We start from the raw sequence: 10,873 nt of genomic DNA, 5'->3' as shown, positions 1-10,873 counted from the left end.
CGATGCCGCGCGCGACGGGCAGCAGCCGGCTCATCGGCGGCCTCCGCACACGCGGCGCGCGAACGCGTGCCCGGCGGCCGGGCGGCAGCGGACGGACGGGCGAACCGGAACGGAGCGGAAGGACGGGCGCGGCATGACTGGCGACATCGGGCGGATCGTGGCCGGACGCGGTGGTCGGGCCGTCAAACATCATATGAATGGCGGCCGGGACGCGGGTCCGGGCCGGTGGTCGGGCACGCTCATTTTAGGGCCGCGGCACGGCGTGTTCGGGGCGGGCGCGAACGGGTTTTGTAACCGATTGTATGGCGCCGGACGAACGGTTTCGCGGGGTCGGTCCATTTCCATCCGAAGCGGCTCAAGCGTCTCGTGCATTCGGGTCCCGAAACGGGCCGCGGAGCCGGCTCGCCAGTCTGTAACCATTGGCGGTATACGGCCCGATACCCGTTCGTCTAGAATCCGCGTAACTTTTACAAACGATCCCCAAATAAAGCAGGCGGGGAAGCCGGCAGACGCCGGAGGGACGGAGATTCGCACGCGCCGGGCGTGCATGGCGATTGCCGTTTCCGTGCGCCTTCCGCTGCCACGGGCCGCCTGCCCGCACGCATGATGAACGCACTGGAACAAGAGCTCGCCACGCTGATCATCGGCGAACTGAATCTCGAAGACGTCACGCTCGACACCGTGACGGCCGAGACCCCGTTGTATGGCGAGGGTTTCGGGCTCGACTCCATCGACATCCTGGAAATCGCCTTGCTGATCTCGAAGAAATACGGTTTCGAGCTGCGTTCGGACAATCCGGACAACCAGAAGATCTTTGCGACGCTCGGTGCACTGGCTGCGTACGTCGCCGCGCACCGCACGAAGTGACGGCGTCCGCGCACGGGCGCGACGCGCCGATGAGGACGGCAGGCGGCCGCGATCGGCAGACGATACGCGGCCGCGTCGATCGAGGTGGAACGCGATGAACGGAGCAATTCGATGCGCTCGCTCGTGACGGGCGGCAGCGGCGCACTCGGGCAGGCGATCTGCACGGCGCTCGCGCAGGCCGGCCATGAAGTGTGGGTCCATGCGAACCGCCATCTCGCGCAGGCGGAGGCCGTCGCGCAGCAGATCGTCGCGGCCGGCGGCTCCGCGCACGCGATCGCGTTCGACGTGACCGACGCCGATGCGACGCTCGCCGCGCTGAAGCCGTTCATCGACGATGCGCCGGTGCAGATTCTCGTCAACAACGCAGGCATTCACGACGATGCGCCGATGGCCGGCATGTCGCGCCAGCAGTGGCACAGCGTGCTCGACGTGACGCTCAACGGCTTCTTCAACGTCACGCAGCCGCTGCTGTTGCCGATGATCCGCACGCGGCGCGGCCGGATCGTCAACATCGCGTCGGTGGCCGGCGTGACCGGCAATCGCGGGCAGGTCAACTACGCGGCCGCGAAGGCGGGGCTGATCGGTGCGACGAAGTCGCTGTCGCTGGAGCTCGCGTCGCGCGGCATCACCGTGAACGCGGTCGCGCCCGGCATCATCGAATCGCCGATGGCCGAGCACGCGTTTCCCGCCGAACGCATCAAGCAGCTCGTGCCCGCGCAGCGCGCGGGCCGGCCCGACGAAGTCGCGGCGATGGTCGCGTATCTGGTGTCCGACGCCGCGGCCTATGTGACGGGACAGGTGCTGTCCGTCAACGGCGGGCTCGCCTGACGAAGCGCGCAGCGTCGGCGTGACGTAACGCAACGCGGCGCAGGCCGCGATGTTGCGCGGCCTGCGCCGCATAGTGAGGAAATCGAAGTGTCCGTGCATCCAGTCGACGCCGAATGGCGCCCGTGTTCCCTGTCGTCCTCTGCCGCGCCCGTCGTGCGCGGACAGACGGCGGCCGGGCCGACCGCATCGCGATCGGGCGAAGAAGCGCTCGCGCACGGCGGCGGCCGCACACTGCGGCTCGTCCGGATGAGCCATGCGCGGCTCGCCGCGTTGCTGCACGATGCGCGTGGTCGTGGCGATGGATTCGAGCGCGCGTTTCCCGGCGCGTTGGGTGCGGTGTGCATTGGCGCGGGCACGGCATCGCACGCCGAATCACGAGCGGACGCGGCGGCACGGATGCTGGCCGATGTCGTGCCCGACCTGCCGGTCGCACCGGTGCCGATGACGCTGCTCGGCGCCGGCATCGCGCCGGACGACGCCGTCTGCGAAATCTGGCAATGCCATGCGCGCGACCTGCGCAGCGAACGGCGCGGCGCACTGCACTATCGGTACAGCGAAACGGCGGGCCTCGTGTTCGGTAGCATCCTCGTGCACGAAGAAGCACATGAGGCGAACGAATCGCACGACAGCGGCACACCGCTCGAACGCGCGACCCACGACGCGTACCACACGCTGTTCGACGTGCTCGATGCGCTCGGCATGCCGCATCCGCTGCGCATCTGGAATACCGTGCCGGCGATCAATGCCGTGCAGTTCGGGATCGAGCGCTATCGTCAGTTCAATATCGGCCGCCAGCACGCGTTCGATGCGTGCCGCCGCGCACTGACGGGCGGCGTGCCGGCCGCATGTGCGCTCGGCTCGGTCGTGCCGGTCGCGGGCGATGCATCGCCGGCCGCGCCGCTCGCGATCCATTTCCTCGCGAGCCGCACGCCGGCCGATCCGGTCGAGAACCCGCGCCAGGTCAGCGCATATCACTATCCGGCGGAGTACGGCCCGCGGGCGCCGACGTTCGCGCGCGCCGCCGCCTGGGTGGAAGGCGATGCCGCGCCGGTGCTGTTCGTGTCGGGCACCGCGAGCATCGTCGGGCACCGCACCGTGCATCATGGCGACGTCGTCGCGCAGACGCGCGAGACGGTTGCGAACCTCGCGGCCGTGCTCGAGCAGGCCACGCGCCAGGGGCACGGCCCGTTCTCGCTCGCCGACCTGAGCTATCGCGTCTACGTGCGCGACGCCGGCGATGCCGCGGCGCTGGCCGCGATCGAGCACGTGCTGCGCGAGGCGGCCGGCCCCGGCGTGCGGCCGCTCGTCGTTCATGCGGACGTGTGCCGCGACGACCTGCTGGTCGAGATCGAGGCCAGCGCGGGTCATGAGGAGGCGTGGTTGTCATGAAGCGAGAAAACCTCACGATCGAGCAACCGGCCCCGCACGCGGGAGACGTCGACGAAGCCTGCCGACGGTCGCCGGCAAGTCATAAACTTTTGTCAGGATCCCCGTCTTCGCAATCGGCCGTTTCCATGTCCAAGCTGCACGCCTCGTCCACCCATCTCGTCCTGATTCCGAGCTACAACCCGGGCGCCAAGGTCGACACGACCGTGCGCAATGCCCGCGCGCAGTGGAATCCGGTGTGGGTCGTCGTCGACGGCAGCACCGACGGCAGCGCCGAACGGCTGCAGGCGATGGCCGAGCGCGACCCGGGGTTGCGCGTGATCGTGCTGCCGGAGAACCGCGGCAAGGGCGCCGCGGTGCTCGCCGGGCTCGACGCGGCGGCCGCGAGCGGCTTCACGCACGTGTTGACGATGGATTCCGACGGCCAGCATCCGGCCGACCTGATTCCCGCGTTCATGGCTGCGTCGCAGGCCGCGCCCGACGCGATGGTGCTGGGCGTGCCGAAGTTCGACGCGAGCGCGCCGCAGTTGCGCGTGCAGGGCCGCCGTCTGTCGAACGCGTGGGCCGACCTCGAGACGCTGTGGGCCGGGATCGGCGATTCGCTGTACGGGTTTCGCGTCTATCCGGTCGCGCCGCTGGCCGCGATCATGCGCCGCCAGCCTTGGATGCGCGGCTTCGATTTCGATCCCGAGGCGGCCGTGCGGCTGTGCTGGGCCGGCGTGCGGCCGATCCGCATCGACGCGCCGGTGCGCTATTTCGGCCGGCACGAGGGCGGCGTCTCGCACTTCCATTACGGCCGCGACAACGCGCTGCTCGCGTGGATGCACCTGCGCCTGTTCACCGGTTTCGCGGTCCGGCTGCCGATGCTGGTCGCGCGGCGGCTGACGCGACGCCGCGACCAGACGGCCTGAGCCCGCCCGTTTCCCCTTCCGGTCGCCGCCCGCCTGCGGCGATTGCTCCGTTTTTCGTCGTCAATCCCGTGCCGACGCGCCGCTTCGTTCCAGTTCGTTGAGTAATCAACGTGTCATCGGATGTAAACATCTGGTAATTTTCTGCCGGATTATGCAAAATCGCCGCTCCCAAATACAACTATCGAGGGATTCCGGGATGCAACTCAAGAAAGCGGTGGCAGCGTGTGGCGTGGCGTTTCTGTTGAGCGCGTGCGGCGGGGTGCAGAGCCTTGACGCGAACAGCCTGACGTCGGCGGGGACCAGCCTGTACAAGGCAGCGACGCTGTCGGACAGCGACATCGCCGCACTGTCGAACGACTCGTGCAAGGCGAGCGATGCCGAATCGAAGATCGCGCCGGCGAACAGCGCGTACGCGAAGCGCCTGACGAAAGTGATGAAGGGCTTCGGCGACATGACGCTGAACGGCCAGAAGATCAACTACAAGGTCTACATGACCAAGGACGTCAACGCGTGGGCGATGGGCAACGGCTGCGTGCGTGTGTACAGCGGCCTGATGGACCAGATGAACGACGACGAGCTGCGCGGCGTGATCGGCCATGAAATGGGCCACGTTGCACTCGGTCACTCGAAGAAGGCGATGCAGACGGCCTACGCGGTCAGCGCGGCGCGCACCGCGGCCGGCGCGGCATCGCCGGGCGTGGCGGCACTGACGAGCTCGCAGCTCGGCGACATCACCGAGAAGTTCATCAACGCGCAGTTCTCGCAGACGCAGGAAAGCGCGGCCGACGACTACTCGTTCGACCTGATGAAGCAGAAGGGTATGAACCAGAAGGGCCTCGTCACCGCATTCCAGAAGCTCGCGAAGCTGGATGGCGGCAAGAGCTCGATGATGGATTCGCACCCGTCGTCGGCGAGCCGCGCGCAGCACATCGAGGATCGCATCGCGAAGGGCAGCTGATCGCGCAATCGGTCGCCTGCCGCGGCGGGCGATCAAGCGGCGACATGAAAAACCCCACGCTCTTCCGGGCGTGGGGTTTTGTTTTTAGGGCGGGCGCCGCTTACGGCACCATCCCCGGCAGCACGTACGCCTGCGCGAGCGTGATCAGCCCGACGATCACCGCGAACAGCAGGCTGTGCCGCACCGTGAAGCGGAACAGCTCCGATTCCTTGCCGACGAGGCCCGTCGCCGCGCAGGCGACCGCGATCGACTGCGGCGAGATCATCTTCGCGGTCACGCCGCCCGTCGTGTTCGCGGCCACCGCGAGCGTCTCGGGCACGCCGAGCTGATGGGCCGTGGCCTGCTGCAGCGAGCAGAACAGCGCATTCGACGACGTGTCCGAGCCCGTCAGGAACACGCCGAGCCAGCCGAGGAACGGCGAGAAGAACGGGAACGCGGCGCCGGTCGCGGCCAGCATCAGCGCGAGCGTCGACGACATCCCCGAATAGTTCGCGACGAACGCGAACGCGAGTACGAGGCCGATCGACAGGATCGGGCGCGTCAGGTCCTTCAGCGTCTCGCCGAACGTGACGAGTGCGTCGCGCGGCTTCATCCGCAGCAGCGCCATCGAGATCAGCGCGGTCACGAGGATCGCGCTGCCCACTGCCGACACGAGATCGATCTTCAGCACCGCGTCGAGCGCCTTCGGCGTCGCGGCGATCGGCGCGGTCTTCACGACGAGCTGGTCGAGCCCCGCCACATGGAACTTCAGCACGGTCGACGCGAGCGCGCCGTGCGCGGCGAACAGCGCCTTGAACGGCGCGATGCTCCATACGGTGACGACGGCCGTCAGGATCAGGAACGGCGACCACGCGCGCACGGTCTGCGCGAGCGTGTACGGCGACGCCTGCCGGCTCGTGCCGGTGCCGAAGCCGTTGTACGAGCCGGTACCGCCGAAGCCCGCGAGCGCGGCGCCGCCGCCCGACGCGACGAGGCCGCCGGCCGTCTGCTTCGCGGTGCGCGGCTGCCAGACCTTCAGGAACGCGGCGAGCGCGACGAGGCTCACGAGCGACGACGTGATGTCCGGCAGCTCGGGCCCGATGTGGTTCGACGTGAAGTATTGCGTCACCGCGAAGCTGCCGCCCGCGACGAGCGCGGCCGGCCAGGTCTGCCGCACGCCGCGCAGCCCGTCCATCATGAACACGAGCCAGAACGGCACCGCGAGCGACAGCAGCGGCAGCTGGCGGCCGGCCATCGCGCCGATATGGAACGGGTCGATGCCCGTCACCTGCCCGGCGACGATGATCGGAATGCCCATCGCACCGAACGCGACCGGCGCCGTGTTTGCAATCAGGCACAGTCCTGCCGCGTGCAGCGGCTTGAAGCCGAGGCCGACGAGCAGCGCGGCGGTGATCGCGACGGGCGCGCCGAAGCCGGCCGCGCCCTCGAGGAACGCGCCGAACGAGAAGCCGATCAGCAGCATCTGCAGGCGTTGGTCGTCGGTGATCGACAGCACGGACGCGCGAATGATGTCGAACTGGCCGGTCTTCACGACGATCTTGTACAGGAACACGGCCGCGACGATGATCCACGCGATCGGCCAGATGCCGTACGCGAAGCCGAAGCCGGCCGCCGCGAGCGCCTGCGGCACGGGCATTCCGTACGCGAGGATCGCGACGCCGAGCGACAGCAGCAGCGTGATCGCCGCGGCGACGTGGCCCTTGAGCCGCAGCGCGGCCAGCGCGACGAAAAAGAAAATGATCGGGATTGCGGCGACGAACGCCGACAGCCCGAGGCTGCCGAGCGGGGTGTAGATCTGATGCCAGGCCTGCATGGATGTCTCCTCCATAGGTTTTTGTCGATACGGCTTGAGAAACGAAACGGCTATTCGGGCTGGCCGCGTGCGCGCAGCAGGTCGGACAGGCTGCGCGGCGCCGGTTCGAGCGGCGTGCGGTGCTGCGTCCAGCCCATCTGTTTTGCCGGCGTCAGCGCACGCAGCCGCGTCGCGGTCCAGCGGAACGCGCGGTACGCACGCGGATGCGCGAACGCACCCGACCAGAAGCGCCACACGAGGTCTTCCGCGCGGTTGTAGTTCGCGCCCTGGCCGCGCAGCGGATGCGCGACGGGTTCGTCGGGCTTGCGGTTCGCCTCGGTGCGCAGCCGCACGAGCAGCTGCGGGATCGGAATCCGCACCGGGCACACCTCGCCGCAGGCGCCGCACAGCGTCGATGCGGTCGGCAGGTCGGCCGTCGCGTCGAGGCCGAGCAGGTGCGGCGAGATGATCTTGCCGATCGGGCCCGGGTAGGTCGTGCCGTATGCGTGGCCGCCGATGCGCGTATAGACGGGGCAGTGGTTCATGCACGCGCCGCAGCGGATGCACTGCAGCGTCGCGCGCAACTGCTCGTCCGCGTAGGCCTGCGTGCGGCCGTTGTCGAGCAGCACGAGATGCAGCTCGCGCGGGCCGTCGCGTTCGCCGTCGCGGCGCGGGCCCGAGATCAGGTTGAAGTAGGTCGTGATCGCCTGGCCGGTGGCCGAGCGCGTGAGCAGGCTCGACAGCGGCACGATGTGCTCGAGCTTCTCGACGACCTTCTCGATCCCCATGATCGCGACGTGCGTGTCGGGTACCGTCGTCGACAGGCGGCCGTTGCCTTCGTTCTCGACGAGCCACAGCGTGCCCGTGTCGGCCGCCGCGAAGTTCACGCCGGACAGGCCGATGTCCGCGTCGGCGAACGCACGGCGCAGCGCGCGCCGGCCGGTCTGGATCAGCTCGTCGACGTCCTCGGTGTAGCGCGTGCCGGGGATGTGTGCCTCGAACAGCTCGGCGATGTCGCCGCGCGTCTTGTGGATCGCGGGCATCACGATATGCGACGGCTTCTCGCCCGCGAGCTGCACGATGAATTCGCCCATGTCGGATTCGATGCAGTCGACGCCGTGCTCCGCGAGGGAGTGGTTCAGCTCGATTTCCTCGCTCGCCATCGACTTGCCCTTGATCACGCGGCGCGCCTTCTTCGCTTGCGCGATGCCGAGCACGATCGCGTTCGCGTCGGCGGCCGTCTCGGCCCAGTGCACGTGCACGCCAGCTTCGGTGAGCTTCGTCTCCAGCCGTTCGAGCAGCGCGGGCAACTGCGCGAGCGCGTGCTGCCGCACCGCTTCGCCGAGGTCGCGCAGCTGCTGCAGCTCGGTGTCGTCGGGGAACTGCGTTGCGCGCTTGCCCTGCAGGAAGTCCATCGCGCCACGGAAGCTCTTGCGCAGCGCGGGATCGTCGAGCGCGGCGCGCACGCGGGTCTTGAAGTCGCCGGGGGCGACGAATTGCAGCGTGTGGTCGCTCATTGCGGGAAGTCCTCGCGGGCGGTGGCGGCCGGGCCGGCGGCTGCCGTATCGGTGACGATCACGACCCACAGGCGGCGCGGACCGTGCGCGCCATAGGCGAGCGTCTGCTGGATGTCGGAGGTCTTCGACGGGCCCGATACCAGCACGAGGTTGGTCGGCATGCCGGCCTGCCAGCGCTCCGCGTGTACTGCCGCGTGCAGGTCGGGATGCAGCGTGCTCGCGTGGACGAGCGCGACGTGCAGCGGCGGCACCAGCGACACCGTGCGCGGCGTGCCGGCATCGGGTGCGAGCACGACGGTGCCGGTGGCCGCGATGCCCGAGCGCGCAACGGTGAAGCCCGCGTCGATCGTGTCGAACAGTTCGGTCTTCCACGCGTCGATCGGCCGGTCGAACGGCACCGGCGCGACCGTGTCGGGCAGCGCGCGGGCGAGCGCCGCGGATTCGGCTCGGGCCGGATCGAGCAGCAGGCGGCGCACGCCGGCCTCGGCGAGCCGCGCGGCGAGCTGCGCGGGCCATTCGTCGCCGGTCGCGCACCAGACGTCCGCGTGCGACGCGGTGAGCGCGGCCTGCATCGCGTGGGCAAGCGTGTGCGGATCGTGTCCGGTCCCGGTCTGTGCGCGGCGCGTGTCGTAATGCGTGTCGATGCGTGCGTCGAGTGCGGGGGCGGCCGCTGCCGCGACACCCGGGGCGGAGGCGCGCAGCCGCTGGAGGATTGCGTCGCGCGCGCTCACGGCTTGTCTCCGCGCAGCGATGCGGCGCCGGCCGTGCGTCGCCACAGGAAGCTGGCGAGGTGCTCGACGGGCAGCGGCGCGCCGGATTGGTCGGCCGCGTGGCCGATGTTCAGCAGGCAACCGCAGTCGGCGGACACGAGCCGGTCGCAGCCCGTCGCGCAGGCCGACGCGACCTTGTCGCGCACCATCGCGCCGGAGATGTCGGGATGCTTCAGCGAGAACGTGCCGCCGAAGCCGCAACATTCGGATTCGCGTTCGTGTTCGATGCGCGTCACGCCCGGCAGCGCGTCGACGAGCGCGACGCCGTGCACGCGTGTGCCCATCTCGCGGCGGGCCGCGCACGACGTGTGCAGTACCACGCGCTCGTCGGCGCCGGCCGGCGCGGTGAGCGCATCGAGCCGCACGTCGAGCACGTGTACGAGGAATTCGGTGAGTTCGTAGGTCCGTTCCGCGATCGCGCGGGCCTTGGGGCCGTGGACGGGATCGTCGGCGAACAGCGCCGGCCAATGGTGCCGGATCATCCCGCCGCACGAGCCGGACGGCACGATCACGGGCCACGGTTCGGCGAACAGGTCGAGCTGCGCGGCCGCGACGCGGCGCGCCTCGTCGGGGTTGCCGCTGCTGTACGCCGGCTGCCCGCAGCAGCTCTGGCCGCGCGGATAGTGGACGGTCAGGCCTTCGCGTTCCAGCAGGCGGACCGCGTCGAGCCCGGCTTCGGGGACGAACAGGTCGACGAGGCAGGTCGCGAACAGATAGACGTGCGCGGTGGCGGCGGGGTACTGCCTTGGGTTCATGTCTCGCTCCAGAGGCGACGGCCCGGCATGCGGATGCGGGACGACGATTTCGCTGCATAATTCCCGCGACGGCGCCGCAGCTCAAATTGGTTGGGCCAATCGGCGTGGCAGGTAATCCGCAGGGAGACGCGACGATGGCAGCGATGACGGCACGGGGCCGGACCGAAGTGGTGATGCGCAAGATCGAGACGGCGCTGCTCGACGGCACGTGGCCGGCCGGCGCGCGCCTGCCGGCCGAGCGCGTGCTCGCGCAGGAATATGGCGTCGCACGCAATACGGTGCGCGAGGCGACGCAGCGGCTCGTCGCGCGCGGGCTGCTGCAGAGCCGGCGCGGCGCGGGCGTCTACGTGACGGACCAGTTGCGTGCTGGCATCGCGTCGCCGTGGGGCCAACTGGTCGCCGATCACCCGGCGCTGCGCGACGACATCCTCGAGTTCCGCCGCGTGCTCGAAGGCGCGACCGCGTATTTCGCCGCGCTTCGCGCCGATGCGAACGACCGGCGCCGGATCCGTGCGCTGCTGCGCGAGCTCGAAACCGCGCACGCGAACGGCGCCGCGGGCGTCGAAGCCGCGACCGACGCGAAGCTGCACGAGGCGATCGCGCTCGCGTCGCACAACACGATGTTCCTGCACCTGCATACGAGCGTGATCGGGATGCTGCGCGAGCACATTTCGATCAACGTGGCGGGCATGACGACGCACGACGAGCAGGCGTCCGAGCTGCTGTTGCTGCAGCACCGCGTCGTGTGCGACGCGATCTGCGCGCAACGGCCCGAGGAGGCGCGCACCGCGATGCAGACGCATATCGACTATGTGCGCAGCCATTTCGAGCGCAGCGGCGATGGCGCCTGAGATTGGTTGGACCGCTTTGGCGCGTGGCCCGTCCCGCGGCCGCTTCCGGCGCGGCGGGGCATCGATGCCCGGCAGTCGGCGGCACGCCTGCGCCTCGAAGTGGCCGGCGCCGCCCCGCGCGATTGACCGGTTCATCGCGCGCCCACTAGAATCGGCCGGAACCGCGCGCCAGCCGCGCGCCGCGGCGCATGCGGGCCTTTTGTCCCGCCAGTCGAGGAAGTTTCCGTGTTCACCTCTT

Annotated in this window: 10 protein-coding genes; 6 read left to right on the top strand and 4 right to left on the bottom strand. The window is 69.5% G+C overall.

Annotated features, from left to right (window positions below; all coding sequences use genetic code 11):
- Positions 1-606 precede the first annotated feature (606 nt).
- The 5 genes from F3J15_RS35735 (at position 607) to F3J15_RS35715 (ending at position 4,950) form a co-directional block, all read left to right on the top strand.
- Positions 607-867: a phosphopantetheine-binding protein gene (locus F3J15_RS35735; RefSeq protein WP_069249366.1), complete on the top strand. Its 261-nt coding sequence runs from the start codon at positions 607-609 to the stop codon at positions 865-867.
- Positions 868-978: 111 nt separating this feature from the next.
- Positions 979-1,695: a 3-oxoacyl-ACP reductase FabG gene (gene fabG / locus F3J15_RS35730; protein ID WP_166897254.1), complete on the top strand. Its 717-nt coding sequence runs from the start codon at positions 979-981 to the stop codon at positions 1,693-1,695.
- A gap of 87 nt (positions 1,696-1,782) precedes the next feature.
- Entirely contained in the window at positions 1,783-3,084 is a 1,302-nt protein-coding gene (locus F3J15_RS35725; protein WP_166897253.1) for an endoribonuclease L-PSP, read from the top strand.
- A 125-nt stretch (positions 3,085-3,209) separates the two neighbouring features.
- Positions 3,210-3,992 carry a glycosyltransferase family 2 protein gene (locus F3J15_RS35720; RefSeq protein WP_166897250.1) on the top strand — a complete coding sequence of 261 codons (783 nt, stop codon included), beginning with the start codon at positions 3,210-3,212 and terminating at the stop codon, positions 3,990-3,992.
- A gap of 196 nt (positions 3,993-4,188) precedes the next feature.
- On the top strand, positions 4,189-4,950 hold the full coding sequence (locus tag F3J15_RS35715; protein ID WP_089446404.1) for a M48 family metallopeptidase: 762 nt from the start codon (positions 4,189-4,191) through the stop codon (positions 4,948-4,950).
- Between the two features lie 100 nt (positions 4,951-5,050).
- Here the strand turns inward: F3J15_RS35715 and F3J15_RS35710 are convergent, their stop codons facing one another.
- From F3J15_RS35710 to F3J15_RS35695, 4 genes are read right to left on the bottom strand one after another with little or no spacing between them, the layout of a single operon-like run.
- On the bottom strand, positions 5,051-6,763 hold the full coding sequence (locus tag F3J15_RS35710; protein WP_166897247.1) for a lactate permease LctP family transporter: 1,713 nt from the start codon (positions 6,761-6,763) through the stop codon (positions 5,051-5,053).
- Between the two features lie 50 nt (positions 6,764-6,813).
- The gene (locus tag F3J15_RS35705; RefSeq protein WP_166897244.1) at positions 6,814-8,259 is read right to left on the bottom strand and encodes a LutB/LldF family L-lactate oxidation iron-sulfur protein; all 1,446 of its coding nucleotides are present in this window, start codon (positions 8,257-8,259) and stop codon (positions 6,814-6,816) included.
- Entirely contained in the window at positions 8,256-8,990 is a 735-nt protein-coding gene (locus F3J15_RS35700; RefSeq protein ID WP_166897242.1) for a lactate utilization protein C, read from the bottom strand. Before F3J15_RS35700 ends, F3J15_RS35705 begins: the two co-directional genes overlap by 4 nt.
- Positions 8,987-9,784 carry a (Fe-S)-binding protein gene (locus F3J15_RS35695; protein ID WP_166897239.1) on the bottom strand — a complete coding sequence of 266 codons (798 nt, stop codon included), beginning with the start codon at positions 9,782-9,784 and terminating at the stop codon, positions 8,987-8,989. Before F3J15_RS35695 ends, F3J15_RS35700 begins: the two co-directional genes overlap by 4 nt.
- A gap of 134 nt (positions 9,785-9,918) precedes the next feature.
- Here F3J15_RS35695 and F3J15_RS35690 point away from each other — a divergent pair, with 134 nt between their 5' ends.
- Complete coding sequence (locus F3J15_RS35690) at positions 9,919-10,635, top strand: FadR/GntR family transcriptional regulator (RefSeq protein ID WP_166897236.1); 717 nt, start codon at positions 9,919-9,921, stop codon at positions 10,633-10,635.
- The last annotated feature ends 238 nt before the right edge of the window (positions 10,636-10,873 follow it).

It is taken from the genome of Burkholderia sp. Ap-955, from assembly GCF_011753045.1.
Taxonomy (GTDB): domain Bacteria; phylum Pseudomonadota; class Gammaproteobacteria; order Burkholderiales; family Burkholderiaceae; genus Burkholderia; species Burkholderia lata_D.
Note: the sequence above shows the minus strand (reverse complement) of the source record. Positions and strands in the feature narration are given on the sequence as shown.